Source organism: Duganella lactea, from assembly GCF_009857505.1.
GTDB classification, from domain to species: Bacteria; Pseudomonadota; Gammaproteobacteria; order Burkholderiales; family Burkholderiaceae_D; genus Rugamonas; species Rugamonas lactea.
The window spans coordinates 1-20,014 of sequence record NZ_WWCP01000051.1; the positions used below are offsets into that span (position 1 = coordinate 1).

17 protein-coding genes and 2 pseudogenes are annotated in these 20,014 nt (G+C 64.3%); 6 read left to right on the plus strand and 13 right to left on the minus strand.

Annotation, left to right across the window (positions count from 1 at the left end; translation table 11 throughout):
- Window positions 1-437 (minus strand): Hpt domain-containing protein (locus GTP44_RS24765; protein WP_202424218.1); only part of this gene is annotated, 437 nt, incomplete at its 3' end.
- Window positions 437-1,264: a protein phosphatase CheZ gene (locus GTP44_RS24770; RefSeq protein ID WP_160992682.1), complete on the minus strand. Its 828-nt coding sequence runs from the start codon at window positions 1,262-1,264 to the stop codon at window positions 437-439. The genes GTP44_RS24770 and GTP44_RS24765, both read right to left, overlap by 1 nt.
- A 264-nt stretch (window positions 1,265-1,528) precedes the next feature.
- On the opposite strand from GTP44_RS24770, the gene GTP44_RS24775 reads away from it, so the two are divergent.
- The 6 genes from GTP44_RS24775 (at window position 1,529) to GTP44_RS24800 (ending at window position 5,913) form a co-directional block, all read left to right on the plus strand.
- Window positions 1,529-1,996: a universal stress protein gene (locus tag GTP44_RS24775; protein ID WP_161021506.1), complete on the plus strand. Its 468-nt coding sequence runs from the start codon at window positions 1,529-1,531 to the stop codon at window positions 1,994-1,996.
- Between the two features lie 87 nt (window positions 1,997-2,083).
- Entirely contained in the window at window positions 2,084-2,728 is a 645-nt protein-coding gene (locus GTP44_RS24780) for a response regulator (RefSeq protein WP_090176109.1), read from the plus strand.
- Window positions 2,729-2,925: 197 nt separating this feature from the next.
- Window positions 2,926-3,720: a Crp/Fnr family transcriptional regulator gene (locus GTP44_RS24785; protein ID WP_160992704.1), complete on the plus strand. Its 795-nt coding sequence runs from the start codon at window positions 2,926-2,928 to the stop codon at window positions 3,718-3,720.
- Between the two features lie 247 nt (window positions 3,721-3,967).
- Window positions 3,968-4,171 (plus strand): hemin uptake protein HemP, encoded by a 204-nt coding sequence (gene hemP / locus GTP44_RS24790; RefSeq protein ID WP_202412940.1) that lies wholly within the window; start codon window positions 3,968-3,970, stop codon window positions 4,169-4,171.
- A 97-nt stretch (window positions 4,172-4,268) separates the two neighbouring features.
- Window positions 4,269-4,601, plus strand: coding sequence for a hypothetical protein (locus tag GTP44_RS24795; RefSeq protein ID WP_161021507.1), 333 nt, complete (start codon window positions 4,269-4,271; stop codon window positions 4,599-4,601).
- A gap of 16 nt (window positions 4,602-4,617) precedes the next feature.
- Window positions 4,618-5,913, plus strand: a complete 1,296-nt coding sequence (locus tag GTP44_RS24800) for a DUF2325 domain-containing protein (RefSeq protein ID WP_161021508.1) — start codon at window positions 4,618-4,620, stop codon at window positions 5,911-5,913.
- A gap of 64 nt (window positions 5,914-5,977) precedes the next feature.
- On the opposite strand, the gene GTP44_RS24805 is transcribed toward GTP44_RS24800, so the two are convergent.
- The 11 genes and pseudogenes from GTP44_RS24805 to GTP44_RS24855 form a co-directional block, all read right to left on the minus strand.
- The gene (locus GTP44_RS24805) at window positions 5,978-8,752 is read right to left on the minus strand and encodes a TonB-dependent receptor (RefSeq protein WP_161021509.1); all 2,775 of its coding nucleotides are present in this window, start codon (window positions 8,750-8,752) and stop codon (window positions 5,978-5,980) included.
- A 342-nt stretch (window positions 8,753-9,094) separates the two neighbouring features.
- On the minus strand, window positions 9,095-10,456 hold the full coding sequence (locus tag GTP44_RS24810; RefSeq protein ID WP_161021510.1) for a sulfite reductase subunit alpha: 1,362 nt from the start codon (window positions 10,454-10,456) through the stop codon (window positions 9,095-9,097).
- Window positions 10,453-11,490, minus strand: coding sequence for an FAD:protein FMN transferase (locus GTP44_RS24815; protein WP_161021511.1), 1,038 nt, complete (start codon window positions 11,488-11,490; stop codon window positions 10,453-10,455). The genes GTP44_RS24810 and GTP44_RS24815 overlap by 4 nt, the downstream gene beginning before the upstream one ends.
- Window positions 11,491-11,497: 7 nt before the next feature.
- Window positions 11,498-12,340 carry a DUF4198 domain-containing protein gene (locus tag GTP44_RS24820; RefSeq protein WP_202412941.1) on the minus strand — a complete coding sequence of 281 codons (843 nt, stop codon included), beginning with the start codon at window positions 12,338-12,340 and terminating at the stop codon, window positions 11,498-11,500.
- A 14-nt stretch (window positions 12,341-12,354) separates the two neighbouring features.
- Window positions 12,355-12,864 (minus strand): DUF2271 domain-containing protein, encoded by a 510-nt coding sequence (locus GTP44_RS24825; RefSeq protein WP_161021512.1) that lies wholly within the window; start codon window positions 12,862-12,864, stop codon window positions 12,355-12,357.
- 37 nt (window positions 12,865-12,901) lie between these two features.
- The gene (locus tag GTP44_RS24830) at window positions 12,902-13,591 is read right to left on the minus strand and encodes a PepSY-associated TM helix domain-containing protein (RefSeq protein WP_202412942.1); all 690 of its coding nucleotides are present in this window, start codon (window positions 13,589-13,591) and stop codon (window positions 12,902-12,904) included.
- Between the two features lie 149 nt (window positions 13,592-13,740).
- The gene (locus GTP44_RS24835) at window positions 13,741-14,103 is read right to left on the minus strand and encodes a KGG domain-containing protein (RefSeq protein ID WP_161021513.1); all 363 of its coding nucleotides are present in this window, start codon (window positions 14,101-14,103) and stop codon (window positions 13,741-13,743) included.
- Window positions 14,104-14,246: 143 nt separating this feature from the next.
- The gene (pdeM, locus tag GTP44_RS24840; protein ID WP_161021514.1) at window positions 14,247-14,894 is read right to left on the minus strand and encodes a ligase-associated DNA damage response endonuclease PdeM; all 648 of its coding nucleotides are present in this window, start codon (window positions 14,892-14,894) and stop codon (window positions 14,247-14,249) included.
- Window positions 14,891-17,318 (minus strand): annotated as a pseudogene (locus GTP44_RS24845) (ligase-associated DNA damage response DEXH box helicase). The gene pdeM and the pseudogene GTP44_RS24845 overlap by 4 nt, the downstream one beginning before the upstream one ends.
- Window positions 17,315-18,933: pseudogene (locus GTP44_RS24850) on the minus strand (ATP-dependent DNA ligase). The pseudogenes GTP44_RS24845 and GTP44_RS24850 overlap by 4 nt, the downstream one beginning before the upstream one ends.
- Window positions 18,926-19,960 carry a ligase-associated DNA damage response exonuclease gene (locus GTP44_RS24855; protein ID WP_161021515.1) on the minus strand — a complete coding sequence of 345 codons (1,035 nt, stop codon included), beginning with the start codon at window positions 19,958-19,960 and terminating at the stop codon, window positions 18,926-18,928. The pseudogene GTP44_RS24850 and the gene GTP44_RS24855 overlap by 8 nt, the downstream one beginning before the upstream one ends.
- Between the last annotated feature and the right edge of the window lie 54 nt (window positions 19,961-20,014).

A 20,014-nucleotide genomic window follows, 5' to 3' on the forward strand; every position in this document is an offset into this window, starting at 1 on the left:
GGCGCTGCTGCTGCGGCGGCAGGCGCGGCGGCTTTGGCCGGCGCGGCGTCGGTGTTGCCGGCGATGGCGTCGTTCAGCAGCTGCTCCAGGTCGCCCGGCAAGGCCGGCAGACTGCTCGGTTCGGCGCCGTCATTCAATTCCGCCAGCTGGTCGGCCACGAAGCCGGACGCTTGCAGCGCCGCCTCGATCGACAGCGGCGTGACCGGCGCGGCGCCGGTGCGCAGCGCGTCGAACAGATTCTCGGTCAGGTGGCAGGCCGCCACCAGCGCGGGCAGGCCCATGAAACCGGCGCCACCCTTGATGGTGTGGAAGGAGCGGAACACCGCGTTCAGTGTTTCCTTGTTTTCCGGGTCGCGTTCGAGGCGCAGCAAGTGCTCCTCGACGTTGACCGCCAGATCCATCGCCTCGACGACGAAATCTTTCAGCATATCGTCCATTAGAACCCCAGATCGGCAAGCAAGTCGTCAACACTGTCCTGGTTCAGGGCCACGGTCGGCGTCGATGGGCCTGACATCAGCGACACTTCTTTCTGCGCGATCTTCTCCCTGACCGCCGGCGGCGCGTTGTCGCGCAGCAGCGTGGCCAACTCGGTCTCGACGGTTTTAGTGATGATCACCACTTTCTTGATCAGCTGACCGGTGATGTCCTGGAAGTCCTGGGCCATCATGATGTCCAGCAGACGCGCCTTCTCGGTCTCGGTCGCGGCCGAGACGGCGATGGCGAACTTTTGCGCATCGCCGGCCAGTTGTTTGAATTGATCAAGGCTGAGCTTGCCAGCGAACAGGTCGGCCCAACGCTCTTCCATGTCTTTCGACTGTTTCGACAGGTTATCCTGGTCGGGCATCGCATCGTCCAGCGTGTTGAGCACCTTGTTGGCGGCCTGTTCGGTCAGCGTGGCGACGTATTCCAGCCGGTCCTGGGCGTCGTTGATCTGACTCGACGCCTCGGTCAACGCCTTGTCGTAGCCCAATTCGCGTAGCGAGTCGTGCAGCAGGCGCACGATGCCACCCAGACGTTCAAACATCACGCCCTTGTCGCCCTCCTTACCCTCCTTGCCCTCCTCCGGCGCCACCTCGCCCTCGGCGGCTGGCGCGGCGGCGGCTTCGGCGGCGGGCGCGGCATCGGCCGGACGGGCCGCGGCGACTTCCTCGAACAGACTTTCCAGATCGTCTTCCGCGCTGGCGGCCGGTGCCGGCGCCGGCGTCTTGCTCTGGGCGGACACTTCTTCAAATAAGGCGTCGAAATCGTCAGCGGCGTTAGTCATAATCCCTGCTTCTCCATATTGATAAATTTACTGCCTAAACTAGCTGTATGTAGGGATACTAACATTGGATAGATCGGCGGGGTATGCCGCATGACACAAAAGTAGTGCTTTAGTGCAAAAAAATCGGCGAATACGCGGAAAAGCCCACACCCTGCGCAGCGAATAAAGCGCATTTATTTGATAAACATCAAGTCTTTCCATACTGTTAATAATGTAAATCGCGACTACAATGGTAGTGCGCGTCGCAGCCGCAAGGAGGTCGTCATGTACCGCAAAATCCTGATCGCCACCGACGGCTCGGCCGTCTCCAGCAAGACCGCCTGCGCCGGGGTGCAGTTTGCCGAACAGCTGGGCGCCGAGGTGCTGGCGCTGTTCGTGGCGCCCGAGTACCAGTATCCGGTGTATGTGGAAATCATCCCGCCCAGCTACCCCAGCGAGCAGGAATACCGCGCCGCCATGCAGCGCGCCGGCCACGATCACACGCGCGACGTCGCCGACTCCTGCGCCCGGCGTGGCGTGCGCTGCGAAACACTGACCACCTTCCACGAGAGCGCCGCGTTGAAAATCGTCGACGTGGCGCAACAGCATGGCTGCGACCTGATCTTCATGGGCTCGCACGGACGCAGCGGCTGGGGCCAATTGCTGCTGGGCAGTGTAACCAACAAGGTGTTGCAACATTCCACCATTCCGGTGCTGGTTCACCGCCTGATCCAGGAACCCGGTAGCAAATAAACCACGCGAGGCCACCGTTTATAGTAAGATCGCAAGATTAACTCAAGAATAACAACACTTACAATTAATCACTTTGGGTGGCCCTCCATGATACGTATAGTGATTGCCGACGACCACACCATCATGCGCGAAGGCCTCAAGCGCATCCTCGACGGCGCGCCGGATATAGACATCGTCGGCGAAGCCATCGACGGCTTCGAGGTGCTGGGCCATGTGCGCCAGGGCGGCTTCGACCTACTGCTGCTGGACCTGTCGATGCCGGGCCGCAGCGGCGTCGACCTGATCCGTCAGATCAAGGCCGAGGCGCCCAAGCTGGCCATCCTGATCCTCACCATGCACGAGGAAGAGCAGTACGCCGTGCGCGCCATCCGCGCCGGCGCCCAGGGCTACCTGACCAAGGAAAGCGCCGGCACCCAACTGGTGGGGGCGATCCGCAAGGTGGCCTCCGGCCGCCCTTACATCAGCACCGAGGTGGCCGAGCAACTGGCGCTCAACATCATGATGCCGCACGAGTCGCTGCTGCATAAACAATTGTCGGACCGCGAGTTCGAGGTGTTTTCGCTGCTGGTGGCCGGCCGTTCCATCACCGAGATCGCCAACAGCCTGCACCTGAGCGTGAAGACCGTCAGCACGCACAAAACCCGCATCATGCAGAAGATGGGCATGAGTTCGCTATCGGAAATGGTGCAATACGCGGTGGCGCACCGCCTGCTGTCGCCCTTCAAGACCTGATGCCCACTCGGGATTAGGAGTCCTCCTACAATCCTTAGCCAGAGTCCTACCTGTAGATTCAGCCATTGCTGATATCTATCTCACCACTGTGTTGGCATACTGAAACCATACCTTCCAGTACCTGCCCACAGGAGAACACCATGCTGTCTACGCAAACGTCTGAAATTCGCCCGGCCTCGACGGCGCTGCAATCGTCGATGGAAGCCGGCCGCCAGCGGCAGGGGCGGCTGTGGTCGAATCTCAAGGAAGTCTGCGACATCCTGCACATTCCGGCCGCCAGCTCGATCGCCAACGAGGAGCTGCTGTTCCAGCACGTGCAGTTCAAGACCGGCCAGCGCATCCACACCATCGGCCAGCCGTTCGACACGCTGTACATCGTCAACTCGGGCTTCCTCAAAACCGTGCTGATCGACGAATACGGCAACGAGCAGGTGCTCAGCTTCCCGATGAAGGGCGACCTGCTGGGCGTGGACGGCATCCACACCCGCCACTACTCGTCGGAGGCGGTGGCGCTGTCCGACTGCGACCTGATCCTGCTGCCGTTCAAGAAGCTGACCGCGCTCGGGCGCATCCACCTGGAGCTGGAAAACATGATGTACGGCGTCATGAGCCGCGAGCTGGTGCGCGAGCAGGCGATGATCGGCATGCTGGGCGCGCTCAGCGCCGAGGCGCGGGTGGCGCGCTTTCTGGTGGCGCTGGCCGAGCGCTTCGCGCAGATGGGCTATTCGAGCAAGCTGTTCAACCTGCGCATGACGCGCCATGAAATCGGCAGCTACCTCGGGCTGACGCTGGAAACGGTCAGCCGCACGCTGTCGGCCTTCAACGAAATCGGCCTGATCAGCGTTGACCAGCGCACCATCGGCATCAAGGACCCGGAAGCGCTGAAAACCTTACGCCGCCTGCCGCCGTCGCGCACGCGCGGCAAGACCGCCACCGCGCGCGGCAAAGGTGGCGTCCCCGAACCGTCCGGCCAGTTGCTGGCGGCCTTGTAGTAGCGATATGCGGACCCGGTAGCACTCCGCAGTATGCGCCGTAATTTGGCGCTGTAATTTTCGCTTTAACTTTGGTATCACCTTGGTATTACCTCCCGCATTACCCAGCCTTGGGCCCGGTCAAACACCGGGCCCCTTTTTTAATTCTCCCGCTAACAAAAAAGCCATGAAAAAGGCTTGCATTCCTATCCGGCTTCCACAATAATGAATGCAAATACGAATCATTCTTATTTAAGGAGAAGCGAAGATGATTACGACCACCCCTGCGATGCCCCCTGTCCTTGTTGCCCACCCCGTGACCGCCGCCGTTGCCGCGCACGCCGTCAAGCCCCTCAAGCGCATCACCAGCGCCAGCCTGATGGACGGCGGCCGTGAACTGGAGATCGAGCATTCGGGCCGCGTCTACCGTCTGCGCATCACCCAGCTGAACAAGCTGATTCTCACCGCTTAACTGTGCGTTAAAAGGGGCGCCTCCACGCCCCACTCTCCCCCTTGAGTAGCCAGCCACGCCGCCAGCCGACCTCGCTTTCCCGAACCAGGAGCGTCTGATGGCCATCGAACATAGCAACCCGATTTTCCTCGCCCCATCGCATGGCGGCCACAATCCCGAGCTGATGCTGTCCGCGGTGCTGCATCTGATGTCGCACTACACGGCCGGCAGCGACGACGCCGGCGGCTGCGTCAAGCTGGCCTCGGTGATCGAGCGCCATTTGAAGGCGCTGGCCACGCTGCCGGACCTGGCGCCGGTGCTGAGCGCCACCTGCGCGCAACTGTCGGAACAGTGGGCGCACGAGGTGGAGCGTAACCTGCACGAGCAGGAAAAGACCAACTTTCTCAGCCGCATCATGGCGCGCGCCCGCACCGCGCCGTCGGTGGTCTGAGCGGAGCACGCTGACCATGTGCGAGAAACACGATCCGCTGGCGGCCATCATTGCCGCCGCGTTGCCGCAGGTGGCCGACCCGTTGCTCGGGCCCGCGCGCCAGGCTGAGCCACCGGCCAAGCCGCAAGTCATCAAGCCCATCATCAACAACGTGATGCAGGTGCTGGCCAGGGAACCGGAAGCGCAGGCCTCGCGCCGGCGCCGGCTGTGGGAACTGGGCCATGCCTGCCATTGCCCGCTGGTTGGCGTCGGCTTCCCGCTGGGCGTGTTGCGCAAGCTGGTCGACAAAGTCACCAACGGCAAGGTGGTGGCCGACGATTACGAGGTGCACGTTGGCGCGGTCACCGAATGCGCCAGCCGCAACCGCCTGTCGGAAGCGCTGCAGAAGGAGCTGGAACGTCGCTACGCCGCCGTGCTGCTGCGCTTCCGCCATGCCAAGACCACCGAGCAGGTGGCCGACATGTGGCGCAACGCGGTCAACGCCGGCGATGTCGCCGGCGCCTTCTGGGCCGGCCTGACGCACCCGCGCTGCACCGCCGAGCTGGAAGAACAGATGTGCCGCGACCTGCACATGGTGCAGCACCAGGCCGGCGCCTGCGTGCGCGCCGACATCAGCAAGTTCAACGCCGCGCTGGAAGAGAACAAGCGCCTGACGCACGACCTGGCCAGGGCGCAGCAGCGGGCCACCGCGCTGATGGCGGAAAAGGCCGCCGACGCCGACAAGTACGCGGCGCAAATGATGCAGTTGCGCGCACAGGTGGTCGGCAAGGACAGTATGGTCGATTCGCTGAAGGTCGAGCTGGAGCAGCTGCGCGAGTCGATTCCCGGCCTGGAATCGCGCGCCAAGCTGGCCGAGCGGCTGACGCAGATGGAAGAGCGCGAACGCGCGATGCGCCAGCAGATCGCCGACCTGCGCGTGGAGCTGGCGCGCGCCCAGGAAACGCCGGCGCCGATGCCGGAAGAAGCGCCGCCGGTGGTCGAACATGTGATGAAGATGCCGTTGAGCCTGCGTGAGCGCGCGGTGCTGTGCGTCGGCGGCCGCAACGGCAACGTCGCCAGCTACCGCGAGCTGATCGAGCGCGAAGGCGCGCAATTCAGTCACCACGACGGCGGCCTGGAAGACAGCGCCAACCGCCTGGAGGCGAGTCTGGCGGCGGCCGACCTGGTGATCTGCCAGACCGGCTGCATCAGCCACAGCGCTTACTGGCGGGTCAAGGACTACTGCAAGCGCAACGGCAAGCGCTGCGTGTTCATCGACAATCCGTCAATCTCCAGCCTGGCGCGCGGGCTGGAACAGGCCGGCGCCGATTAATCGATTTCAATAAAAAAAGCCCCGCAGGCTCGACGTCTGCGGGGCTTTTCATTTGCCGGTCAGCTTAGAAGGTGTAGTTGCCGGTCATGTAGAACGTGCGGCCCATAGGGTCGGCGTAACGTGCATCGTAGCCAACCTGGTGGCCCGACGAGGCGCGCAGCGACAGCGGTGGATTGCGGTCGGCCAGGTTCTTCACACCAGCGCGCAGCGAGATGGCTTTGGTTGCTTGCCATTTGCCTTGCCAGTCGATGGTCAGGTGCGACGGCACGTGGATACGCAGGGTTTCGTTCAGCTTGGTCGCCAGGTTGTAAGCGGTGGCCGATGCATCGGTGTAGCCGTTACGGTAGTTGACGATCAGCGAGTTCGAGAATGCACCGGTGTCCAGCGTGCTGGCCAGGCGAACCACGTGACGGAACGACACGGCATCGGTAATGCCGAAGTAGTTCATGTTGTTGGTCCAGTCGCTGGCCGTGCCCGGAACGGTGTAATCCGACTTCATCAGATAGGTGCCGTTCAGGGTGTTGGTCCAGGTGCCGAAGCCAAACTTCTGACGGTAGCTGGTTTCCCAGTCGATACCCTGGTTGTGGGTCTGGCCGATGTTGATCGACAGCGTTTTCTTCGCCCACAAAGTCTGGCCGGTACCTGGATCGACGAAGGTGGTGAACAGCGAACGGAACAGATCTGGCTTATCGAAGATCTGCGCCTCCGAAACAGACGATACCGCGTCACGAATCTTCACATCCCACAGGTCAGCCTGCACGTACCACGACGAGGTTGGTTCGAAGCGGAAGCCAACGGTGTACTGCTTCGATTTCTCTGGCTTCAGATTTTCGTTACCGCCCGAAATCACGTTGTACTGCGCAACGCCTGGACGGCAATACGCCGAATTTTCCGCAGCCAGGTTAACCGGGCAAGGATAAGAGCGGGCGGTGAAACCAGCGGCGACCAGCGGCTGGCCGATGTCCAGCATCGAAGGCGCCTTGAAGCCGGTGCCGTAAGAACCGCGCAGCAGGAACGACTGCGTCGGCTGCCAACGGGCCGACACTTTGTAGGTGCTAGCCGATTCCTTTTTGCCCATTTCGCGGTTGGCGAGGTGGTTTTTCACCGCTTCGATGGTGTCGTAACGGGCGGCGGCGGTGACCTCGAACGACTTCACGACCGGCACGTTCAGCTCGGAGAAGACGCCGTAGTTGTTGCGCTCCATGTCATAGGCTGGCGAAGCACTGAAGCCGTAGATGTCCGACGAGGTGGCGTTTGGCGTTTGCTCGTAGTGGTAGTTACGATAATCACCACCGAACGCGATTTGCGCGGCGCCAGCTGGCAGCTTGATCAGTTCACGCGATGCGCGCGCGTCGATGCCTTTCAGCGTGGTCGACGCCTCGCGGATCGAGCCGTTGTAGATCGAGTTGGCGATCAGAGCCTTGGTGGCGGCGCTCTGCTGGCCAACAGCCAGGAACGGGTTGAACTGATTGTTGGCCAGCATGCTGCGGAACTCGGCATTCTTCTGATAGCCGCCCACATAACGCTCGTCAATGGAGTTCTGCGACCAGGTCAAGCCGGTGCCGAAGTTCCATGCGCCGATATCGCCTTCCGCACCGATCACGAAGTTTTTCGACTCGGTGATGGTCTGGCTGTCGCGGGTGCCCCAGTCGTAAGTGCGGTAGTTCGCGGTGGAGGACGTCAGGTTAGCGTCCTGCGCGGCGGTCAGGTAAGGACGCACATAGTTGTTGTACAGGTTGGAGCCTTTGGCGATCGTGATCGACGTGGCGTTCGGGGCGATCCGCGCGGTCAGGTCCATCCGCGAGTATGCCGCTTCGGCGAACACTTCGATGCTGTCGGTGGCGCGCCAGGTAACTTTACCGAACACGCTGTCACGACGGCTTTGCGGCACGATCTCGATGGTCGAGGTCGAGTCGAAGCCGCAGTTTTGCGCGGTCGCGGTGTTGTTGTACGACGGCAGCTGCATCGGGCCGCAATTGCCGTTGGCGTTGAAGTAAGGATTGAACGCGATCGTCGAGGTCGCGTTATTCGGACGGCCATCGCGGTAAGTCGCGTTGACGTTACCCGGAATCGACGAGGTGCTCGAACGGTCCCAGATGTAGTTGTTGCCGTTCCAGCTGAATGGACGGAACGAGGTGTTAGCAAAGCTGCGGTCGGTGGCTTTCAGCTGGCTCTGCTCGTCGTGACGTACCGACAGCAAAACGTTGTAGCGGTTTTCATCCAGATCGCCGAAGCCGTAGGTGGCGCTGAAGTTGCTGCTGTCGCCAGCGCTGCTCTTGCCAGGCTGCGAGAACGTGCCTTCGATCGAGCCGCCTTGCAGGTTTTTCTTCAGAATGAAATTGATCACGCCGGCGATGGCGTCCGAGCCGTACAGGGCCGAGGCGCCGTCGGTCAGGATCTCGACACGTTCAACCGCGCTCATCGGAATGGCGTTCAGGTTGATGGCGGAGCCCGAACCTTGCGGAGCGATACGACGGCCGTTCAGCAGCACCAGCGTGTAGCTCTCGCCGATGTCGTGGATCGAGGCCGACACGCGGCCGCCGGAGTTGGTGCCGGCGGCGATCGCGGCAACGGTGAAACCTTGCATCGAAGGCAGCGCCTGGATCAGGTCGGCCACCGAGTTGGCGCCGGTCTTGGCGATCTGTTCGGACGACAGACGTTGCACGGGCAGCGCGCCTTCAACGTTGATACGTTTGATGGCGGAACCGGTGATCTCAACCTTCTGGATCGGCTGTTGGTCGTCTTGCGCGGATGCCTGGCCTGCGAACAGTGTGGAACCGGCCAGGACTGCGAGTGCCAGACGCACGGATCGGGCGCCTACTTTCTCTTGCAATTTCATTCATTACTCCCTGTAATGGTGGTTTTATTAAGCAACAATAAGCAAGGAGAGACGTGTTCACACCTTAACGGGCCGTCAGGCCTGACGGAGACATGGCCGGTAGGCCGCTACGCAGGACATCACAGGATCTGGCTAGGCGACGAGACATTCCTTGCTCATCAACCGGTGATTATGTAACGCCCTTGTAACATAATGTGTATGTTTTTTACGCGATACCGTAGCGAAACAACATTATTTTGATAAATATGGGGATTATTTACTTAAATAAACCAATCTAAGAATTTAGTCCGGTAAAAACCAGTTTTTACCAATAGAAGATGTGGCGAATTTACCACATTGATTTTAATAAACATCGCGCTGGTAGCGCTTGGCGGCGATCAAATTATCTAATTGATCACGTCCCAGTATATCGGCCAGCGCATGATCGACCCCCGCCGCCATGCCTTGCAAGCTGCCGCAGACATAAATCGCCGCGCCGTCGGCCACCCAGGCGCGCAGTTGCGCGGCCCGCGCCGGCAGCAAATCCTGCACATAACGCGCGGCGCCGCCGTCGCGCGACCAGGCCAGGTCCAGCGTCAGGCGTCCCGCCTGGCGCAACGCTTCCAGTTCGGCGCGGTAGTGGAAATCATGAGCGCGGTTGCGCTCGCCGAACAGCAGCCAGTTGCGGTCCTGCCCCGCCAGCGCACGTGCCCTCAGGTGGCCGCGCAGGCCAGCGATGCCGCTGCCGTTGCCGATCAGGATCAGCGGGCGGTCGGCGTTCTCTTCCAGGCGGAAACGGCGATGCGGGCGGCAGCGCAATGGCAGCGTGCCGCCCGGCGCCAGTTGCTGCGTCAGCCAGCCGGAGGCGACGCCGTGGCTGCCGTCGGCGTGGCGGTGCAGGCGCACCAGCAGGTGCACGCGGCCATCGGCCGGGACCGAGGCGATCGAGTAGTCCCGCGGATGGTCCGGATCGGCCGGCGCCGCGATCTGCACCAGATCGCCCGACTGCCAATCCGGCAACACGCCGCTCACCGGCGCCAGCGCCAGGTGATAGACCGGCGCGCCGGCGCTGCCGGGGTTCAGTTGCACCCGCTCGCACAGGCGCCAGGCGTCGAAGGCTGGCGCGCTCCAGTCCGGCGCATCGCTGGTGCCGGCCAGATGGCTCAGCTGCTGTCGCCAGGCGGCGATCGCGGCGTCCGCACTGCGGTCGACCTCGATGCGCGGGAACAGGCTTCGCGCGCCCTGCGCCTGCAGCCACTGATCCAGCGCGCGGCCGAAGCCGCAGAACTGCGCATACGCGCTGTCGCCCAGCGCCAGCACCGCGTAGTGCAGACGCGGCAACGGCAGCGCGGTGGTCATCAGGCGGCCGGCGAACGCGGCGGCGCCGTCCGGCGCATCGCCCTCGCCATAGGTGCTAACCAGGCACAGCAGACGCTCGGCGCCCAGCAAATCGTCCGCCGTCAGCTCGGACAATTCCGCCAGCCGGGCCGGAATGCCGGCCAGCTTCAGCATGGCGGCGGTCTGCCGCGCCAGTTCCTCGGCGTTGCCGGTCTGGCTGGCGTAGCTGACGATCCAGCCGGGCGAGACCGCCGCCTCCGCCCTGGCGCGCGCGGCGGCCAGCCGCTTGCGGCGCGTGCGCAGGTAAGGCGCGAGGCACACCAGCGCATAAGCCACGCTGATGCCCGCCACCAGCATCAATCGGGTGGGGTCGTTGGTCCAGATCATGCGTCTAACATGCCGCGAAAGTGGGTGCTCATCGTTTCGGTGAAGCCGCCGTCCGGCCGGCGCGCGACGAAGCGCGCGGCCAGCCCTTGCAGCTCGGCCAGACGCAGGCCGTCATGGCTGCCCAGCACGGTCAGCGCGGTGGACCAGGCGTCGGCCGCCATGCACTGCGCGTGCACCACCGTGACCGAGGCCAAGTCGTTGGCGATCGGCAGGCCACTACGCGGGTCGATGGTGTGCGAGTAGCGCTGGCCGTCCCAATCGAAGTAGCGGCGGTAATCGCCGGAGGTGGCGACCGCCAGGCCGTGCAAGGCCAGCACCAGCTGGTCCGGCACGCCGACGTCGCGCGCGGCGTCGCCGACCTGCTCCAGCATCACCCACCACGGCTGGCCGTCAGGCTTAAAACCGGCACCGCGCAGCTCGCCGCCGACCTCGACCAGATGGTGCGCGAAGCCCTGCGTTTTCAGATAGTAGGACAGCCGGTCGACGCTGTAGCCCTTGGCCACCGCCGACAAGTCCAGCTGCACCCCGCCCGGCTGCAAGGCCTTGCGGCCGTCGCGCCGCAAGCGCACCGGACGCGCCGCCAGTTGGGCGCGGGCGATGACGACCTCCTCGGCGCTGGGCGGCACAAAGTCCGGCTGGTCGAACCGGCCCCAGGGACCGAAGCCCCACAGGTTGACCAGCGAACCGGCGGTCGGATCATAGGCGCCGCCCGAGGCGCGCCCGACCTCGATGGCGAACGACAACACGTCGAAGAACGCCGGCGGCAAGCTGTGCCAGCTGTCGTTGGGCGCGCGATTGAAACGGCCCAGGTCGGATTCGGGCTCCCAGTGGCTCATCTCGGCCACGATGACGTCGAGCTGCTGTTGCAGCCCGGCCTGCAACTGATCGCAAACGGCGCGGGTGGCCGCGTCGGGCGCGGCCACCAGCCGCACCGACCAGCTGGTGCCCATGCTGCGGCCAGCGTAGTCGCGGATCACGCCGCCTGCTGGCGCCGGGTCGTCGGCAATCTCGTGAGGCAGTAAAACCCGGCGCATGCCAACCTTAATCCGGCAGGATTTCCAGGATGGCGGCGTAGCTGGCGCGACGCGGCACCATCTGCGGCGGCTGGCCCGGCACCGGCGCGGCGGCGGCCGGCCAGCTGCTGCTGACCATGTAGGCGCCGGCGGCCGGCAGCGTCAGCGTCAGCTCGCCTTTGGCGTCGGTGTTGTGCCGGATCTCGCCCAGCGTACCACGGTACTTGACGCCGCCCGGAATCAGGCTCACGCCCTGGTTGGCGGCAGGCTTGCCGTCCAGCAGGAAGCGCCAGGTGACTTTCTCACCGGCGCGCAGCTCGTTCGGATGGTTGACCGGCACCAGCTCCAGACCCTTGCCGCTCGGCTTCAACACGTCATCGCTCGGATCGCCATTGGTGACAAAGGTCTCCAGACGGCTTTCGTTGCGCGTCAGTTTGACGTCGGTGGCGTCGGCGGGCACATCCTTGGCCAGCGATTCCTCGGTGCCACGGAAGCGCTTGATGTTGCCATCCTTGTCCTTGTAGCTGCCGAACACGCCCTGCGTGACCAGCGCGATTTTGTACGTGCCTGGCTTGGTCAGCTTCAAATCGAAGGTGTTGCGCAGCTTGCCGTTGCCGATGTTTTCCGGCGTGAGCTTGATGCCGCCAGGGCCGCTCACATCGATGCCGTCGATCTTCAGCGGCACATGGTCGATATCGAACAAGCCTTCGGACACGGCGGCGTCCACCGTCACCCAGGCGGCGCCATCACGGCCCGCTTCCACCAGCGTCGACGACGGCAGTAGCCACGGCTTGTGCGCCTGCGCGCTGAGCGAAACGAAGGACAAGCCGGCCAGCGCCAGCGCGATCAACGATTGATTCAATTTCAGCATATCCCCGCCTGTTCTTATGGTTTGACTTGCACGACAACCGCGCCCAGTTCTTCCTTGCCCTGACCGGCCACATTCTGCGCCGACTTCGGTGGCCATTGCAGCGGCACCTTGACCACCTCGCGGCCACCGGCCTCGCGCGCGGCTTCCACCAGCACCGTGTACTGACCGGCCGGCAGCTTGTCCAGCGAGGCTTTCGGAATGTTGAGGGTGACTTCGCCCGGTGCGCGGGTGGCGCCCGACACGCCGTCCATCGGCATGCTCAGCTCGCGGCCAGCCTTGCGCCACCACTGGCGCATGTCCTTGAGCCACTTGGTGCCGGCGTTATCCTTCTTCTTGGTGTCGTACAACACGGCCAGGTTGGCCACCACTTTGTGGTCGGCGTTTTCCAGCCAGGCGGCGATGTACGGCCGATGATACTCGGCCACATTCAGCTGCGGCACGTCGAGTTTCAGGGCCAGATCGGCGGCCATGGCCGAGGCACTGGCAAGTGGCAGACTGAGCGCGATGGAATAGCGTAATTTCATGGAGGTCCTGTCGTGAGATTGCTTGAGATGGTTGAGATTAATGGATAAACAGCGCTGCGATAACCACGGGGATCAGCACACCCAGGCCCACCATCGGCCAGGTGAATGGGCGGTTGCTCGCGTGGAACTTCAAAATCAATAAACCTGTCACGCAGAACACCAGACACAGCACGGCAAAGATGTCGATGAACCAGTTCCACGCCGGGCCGGTGTTGCGGCCCTTGTGCACATCGTTCAGCCAGGAGATCCAGCCACGGTCGGTGTTTTCAAATTCGGTGGCGCCGTCTTCCAGGCCTATGCGCACCCAGGCGTCGCCACCGGCCTTCGGCAGCGGCAGGTACACCTCGTCGACCGACCATTCGGCCACGCGGCGGCCGGCCTGGACTTTGAACGTGTCCTTCAGCCATTGCTCAACCGGCTCCGGCAGCGGCTCCTTGGCGCCGTCATGCCGCTCGGCGTAGCCGCGCAACTGTGCCGTCAGCGCCTGCGGCAACTGCGCCTGCCGGTTGGTGATCACCGGTTTGGCCTCAATCTGCGACGCGTGGTTCAGCGTGATGCCGGTGATCGAAAACAGCACCATGCACAGCAGGCACATGGCCGAACTGACCCAATGCCACTGGTGCAAATGCTTCAGCCAGACGGCTCGGCTGGCATTGCGGGCGGTATTGGCGCTGGGTACGCTCACAGATTTTCCTTGGGCTAAAATACAAATGATAATGATTATCATTTGATGGGTCAACCCATCTTGTGTATCTGGTATGTAAAGTAGCGTGGGGAGAGCGAGGGATGACCCGCATCCGGCATGAATACGGGTCGAAGGACAGGCGGCGGCGTATCAGGCTGCCGGCGTCTGCAAAATGAAGCGCAAGTTCTTAATTACGATTTGGAGCGGGAGCCGGAGCCCGAGCCCGAGCCGCCACGGCTGTTGTCCTGTTCTTTTTCCTCCTGGTCCTTCTCATTGGTGCTGCCTTTGTTGCCGCCGCTGCGCGAGCCGCTGCCCGACGATGCGCTCTGGCTGTTGCGGCCCGGATCGTTCTTGTGGCTCATCGCGCCGGCGCGGCGGGCCTCTTCCGAGGTGAATTCGTGCGCCGTGCCTTTTTCATGCGCGGCACGACCGCCTTCCGCTGCGATTTCGCGCTGCTGCTCCGGGTTCATCGAAGCGAAACCACGCTTGCTGGTATCGCCGCCTGGCTTGCCGGTATCGCCGCTTTGCTTATTGCCCTTGTCACTGGTTGCCATGATCATCTCCTGTAGTAAAGACTTGATCCTGCTTGCATCACAGGATGCAGTCATCCTAGTTGACACCACCGGCTAGTGATATAGGACTCCCCCATCAGCCGACGTAGGATGATTCCGGTGACCGGTAAGTCAGGCTAACCGAGTCAAGGTACCTCCAGTACCGCCTCACCGCTGCTTACGAACAGCCGCTCATCGGGCAAGGGTGTCACCGGATGACCACCGGTGAACGCGCCGAACGACGGCAGCACCATGCGCCGCCGCCCCACCAGGAAGCACGGCAGCCGCAGCGCGTCCCAACCGGAGCGCAGCCGGTACACCGGATGCACGTGACCGGCCAGCACATACGACGGCGTCATAATGTCCGGATGGTGGCAGAAGGCGAACGGGCCGATCACATGCGGCTCGTCCACCACGGTAATGCCTAGGCGAGCGGACGGATCGCCGGCACGCGCATCGTGGTTGCCGCGCACCAGCGTCAGCAGCAGGCCGGGATGGCGTTCGCGCCAGCGCTGCATCGCCGCCAGCGTGGCGCCCGCGTGCGCGGCCCTGGCGTGCAGAAAATCGCCGAGGAACACGATATGCCGCACCGGCCGCGCCGCCAGCAAGTCATCCAGCGCCAGCAGGTTGACGCTGGTGGTCCCGGACGGCACCGGCACACCCAACGCGCGGAACGCGGCCGCCTTGCCGAAGTGGATGTCGGCAATGATCAGCATCGCTTCGCGCGGCCAGTACAGCGCCTTCTGCGGCAACATCAGCAATTCCTCGCCGGCGATGTCGATGGATTGATTCATGGCCCCGCCGCTTTCTCCAGCGCCCGCACCAGACGCGCCACGCGATCCGACAGCTTTTCTGTGCTGAGTTTTTCGCGGAAGCGCTCCACCATCAGCGCAAAGCCAAACGGCGTGGCGCGCTTGATCGCATGGAAGCGCACGCTACGCGCCTGCAAGGCCAGCAACGTGGCGCGCAGGCGGCCGAGCTCCAGTTCCTGCTCCAGCACCTCGCGCTGCGCCTGCGTCAGCAGCAGGTTGCCGGCGTCGTGCTGGCTGAACACGGCAAAGAACAAGGATGACGACGCCTGCAACTGGCGCGCGCCCTTGCCCTGACCGGGATAGCCCTGAAACACCAGGCCGGCAATGCGGGCGATTTCACGGAAGCGCCGTTGCGACAATTCAGTCGCGTTGAGGCTGGCCAGCACATCCTCCAGCAAGTGCTCGGTGCTGAACAGGCCGATATCCGCGCCCTGCTTCGCGTCCAGCAATGCGGCCCAGTCCAGTTCCTGCGCGGACAGCAGCTCGAAGCCGTAATCGTTGACGGCGATCGACAACGTCATCGGCGTCCTGCGGCCAACGCGGTAGGCCAGCAGCGAAGCCAACCCCAGGTGCACCGAGCGACCGGCAAACGGGAACATGAACAGGTGAAGCCCCTCGCGGCTGTGCATGGTTTCGATGACGGTGGTGTGCGCCGTCGGCAGCGACGACCAGCGCTGCTGGATTTCCAGCAGCGGCCGCAGCGCCTGCATTTCCGGGCCTTGGTAGCGGTCCTGAGTAGCCAACTGCAACTGCGCCAGCGCCGCGTGCGCAAGCTCGGACGACATCGGCATCCGACCGCCCTGCCAGCGCGGCACCGCCCCCCTGGCGCCGGTGGCGCGGCGCACGTAGGCGGTCATCTCATGCAGGCGCACAAACTCCAGAATACGGCCGGCGAACAAAAAATGATCGCCCTTGCGCAACCGCGAGATGAACGATTCCTCCACGCTGCCCAGCCGGCCGCCGCTGACGTACTTCACCTGCAACGACGCATCCGCAACGATGGTGCCGATGCCCATGCGGTGCCGGCGGCCCAGCGCGGCGTCGGGCACGCGATAGACGCCGTCCTCGGCCGGCAGCACGCGACGATATTCGGGATAAGCCACCAGCGTGCTGCCGCCGCGCGCGACAAAATCCAGCGCCCATTGCCACTCTTCGTCGGTGAGATCGCGGTAGGACCATGCGGTACGCACCTCGGCCAGCAGCGCCTCGGCGCGGAAGCCGCCGCCCAACGCGATGGTGACCAGATGCTGCACCAGCACGTCCAGCGGTTTTTCCGGCACCGGGCGGGCTTCGATGTCGAGCGCGGTGACGGCCTGGATGGCGCCGGCGGCCTCCAGCAATTCCAGGCTTTGCGTCGGCACCAGCGTCAACCGCGCGATGCGGCCCGGCGCGTGACCGCTGCGCCCGGCGCGTTGCAGCAACCGGGCGATGCCTTTGGCGCTGCCGATCTGCAACACCCGCTCGACCGGCAGGAAATCGACGCCGAGGTCGAGACTGGAAGTGCAGACCACGGCCTTCAGTTGGCCTTGCTTGAGGCCCTGTTCCACCCAGTCGCGCACCGCCTTGTCCAGCGAGCCGTGATGCAGCGCGATCAGGCCGGCCCAATCCGGGCGGGCGTCCAGCATGTGCTGATACCACAGCTCCGCTTGCGAGCGGGTGTTGGTGAAGACCAGCGTGCTGCCGTGTTTTTCGATTTCCGCCAACACCGGCCCCAGCATCTGCACGCCAAGATGGCCACCCCACGGAAAGCGTGACGGCTGTGCGGGAATCAGCGTGTCCACCAGGATCGGCTTGGCGACGTGGCCTTCGATGATGACGCCGTCCGGCGCCAGCACATCGCGCGCGCGTTCCAGATTGCCCAGCGTGGCGGACAAGCCCCACACCAGCAGCGACGGCTGCCATCGCCGCAGGCGGGCCAACGCCAGCTGCGTCTGCACGCCGCGCTTGTTGCCCATCAACTCGTGCCACTCATCGACGATGACCATGACCAGGTGCTTGAAGCGGTCGGCCGCGTCCGGCTGGCTGGCTGAGCAGCAAGGTCAGGCTTTCCGGCGTGGTGATCAACGCATCGGGCAGGCGCTTGTTCTGGCGCGCGCGCTGGGCTGAGCTGGTGTCGCCGGTGCGGGCTTCGACCTGCCAGTCCGGGGCGGCCTGCTGCAAGGCACGCAAGGTGTCGGCCGCCAGCGCCCGCATCGGCGTGATCCACAGCACGCGCAAGCCACGCCCAGCCGCAGCAGGCGCGGCGGCGGCGCGCTGCATGGCGGCGAACCAGACGGCATAGGTTTTACCGGCGCCGGTGGTGGCGTGCAGCAGGCCCGAGCGGCCGGCGGCCGCCTCCGCCCACACCGCGCGCTGGAACGGCGACGCGGTCCAGCCGCGCCCGGCAAACCAGGCGTCCGCGTTCATGGCGCCGCCAGCAGCCTTTTCAGCGACGCCAGTGTATCGGCCGCCTCCACCGACTTGTCCTCGCGCCGCCGCAGAATGCGTGGGAAGCGCACCGCGATGCCGGATTTGTGACGCGGCGAGCTGGCGATGCCCTCGAAGCCGATCTCGAACACCATGCTCGGCGTCACGCTGCGCACCGGGCCGAATTTCTCGGTGGTGGTCTTGCGGATCACCTGATCCACCTGCGCGATCTCGGCATCGGTCAGGCCGGAATAGGCCTTGGCGAACGGCACCAGCTTGCGCTCGTCATCCCAGACGGCGAAGGTGTAGTCGGTGTACAAGGAAGCGCGACGGCCATGGCCGGTCTGCGCATACACCAGCACCGCATCCACGCTGAACGGATCGATCTTCCACTTCCACCACGTGCCGACGTTTTTGCTGCGCCCCACGCCATAGCGCGCATCCACCGCCTTCAGCATCACGCCCTCGACGCCACGCTCGCGCGACTCGCCGCGAATGGCGGCCAGATGCTCCCAGCTATCCGCCACGATCAGCGGCGGCAGGCGCAACTGCGGCGTGCCTTGCAGACTGCCGAGCAGTTGCTCCAGCAGCATGCGCCGCTCGGCCTGCGGCAGCTCGCGCAGATCGCGGCCGTCCAGCTCCAGCAGATCGTAAGCGACCAGCACCGCCGGCAGCTCGCCCAGCAGGCGCGCCGACACCTGCTTGCGTCCCATGCGCTTCTGCAAGTCGGCGAACGGCGCGGGCGCGCTGCCGCCGTGCCAGATCAGGATCTCGCCATCGAGCACCACCCCGTCCGGCAGACGCAGCGCGGCCAGCTCCGGGAAGCGCTCGGTGATCAGTTCCTCGCCGCGCGAGCACAGCCAGTTCTTGCCTTCGCGCCGCACCAGTTGGGCGCGCATGCCGTCGTATTTCCATTCGATTTGCCAATCGGCCAGTTCCCCCAACGTGGCGGGATCGCGCTCCAGCGGGTGCGCCAGGAAAAACGGATACGGCTGGCCGCCGCGCTGTGCCTGCTCTTCCGGCGTATGCGCGGCGATCAATTGGCGGAAGCCGGCGGCGGTCGGGCTGACGCTGCCATCGGTCCATCCCATCAGACGTTGGGCGATCAGCTTGCTATCGAGTTCGGCGATGGCGCTCAGCGCGCGCGTCACCAGCAGGCGCGAGACGCCGACGCGGAAACCGCCGCCGATCAGCTTGGTCAGCAGAAAGCGTTCGCGCGTGTCCAGTTGGTCCCAGTAAGTGAACAGCGCCTCGCGCACCATCTCCGGCGCCGCGCCGCGCAACGGCGCGATGCCCAGTTCGATCCAGTCGGCCAGGCCGATGTCACTCGGGTGCTTGGGCGGCGGCAGGATGAGGGCGATGGTTTCGGCCAGATCGCCGACCGCGTGATAGCACTCGTCGAACAGCCATTCGTCGAGGCCGGCGTACTCGGTCGCGTACTGGCGCAGCAGCCTGGTCGGTACCGCCTGACGCGGCTTGCCGCCGGCGAGAAAGTACACGGCCCAGGCCGCACCTGGGGCGCGGCGGTGGTGAAATACGCCTGCAACGCCGCCAGCTTGCGGCTGGTGGACGTGGTTTCATCGAGCTCGGCGTACAGCAGGGCGAAGTTACGCACGGCCGTCTCCCCCGACCACGGTGGGGACCGGAACCTCTTCCGCCTCGTCATCGCCATACTCGGTATCAAAGCCGCTGGCCTGCAAGCCCTGCTGCTGCAACCAGCGCACCAGCACCGCGATTGAACCATGGGTGACGATCACCCGCTGCGCGCCGGTGGCGGTGATCGCCGTCAGCAATCCCGGCCAGTCGGCATGGTCGGACAGCACGAAGCCGCGATCCACGCCACGCCGGCGGCGCGCGCCGCGCAACTGCATCCAGCCGCTGGCGAAGGCATCGCTGAAATCGCCAAAGCGCTTGATCCACGGCGAACCGGCGGCAGACGGCGGCGCCAGCACGATCGATCTGCCGATCTCGCCATGGGCCACTTCGCCGACCATCGCCGTCGATGGCAGCCACATGCCGCTCTCGCGGTACACTTCGTTCAAGGTCTGCACCGCGCCATGGCAGATGATCGGCCCGAGTGACGGGTCCAGGCCGCTGAGCAAGCGCTGCGCCTTGCCGAAGCTATAGCCCAGCAACACGCTGGCGCGTCCCTGTTGCGCGTTGGCCGCCCACCACGTGTTGACCTCGTCAAAAATGGTCTGCTGCGGCGACCAGCGATAAATCGGCAGGCCGAACGTCGATTCGGTGATGAAGGTATCGCAGCGCACCGGCTCGAACGGCGTGCAGGTGTTGTCCGCCTCGACCTTGTAATCGCCGGACGCCACCCACACCTCGCCGCGATACGCCATGCGCACCTGGGCCGACCCCAGCACATGACCGGCCGGGTGCAGCGACACCGTCACACCGTTGTGCACCACCTGCTCGCCATACGCCAGCCCGGTGATATTGACCGGCCCCAACCGCGACTTCAGCACCTGCACGCCAGGTGCCGCCGTCAGATAATGTTGATGGCCGCCGCGCGCGTGGTCGCCGTGCGCATGGGTGATGACGGCCCGCTCCACCGGCCGCCACGGGTCGATGTAAAACTGGCCCGGCACGCAGTACAGGCCCTCGTTGCGAACAATCACCATATCGGCGGACATCGGCGGCTTTCAAAGTCGAGATGACTGATTCTCGCGCCCGCCGCAGGCAATGGT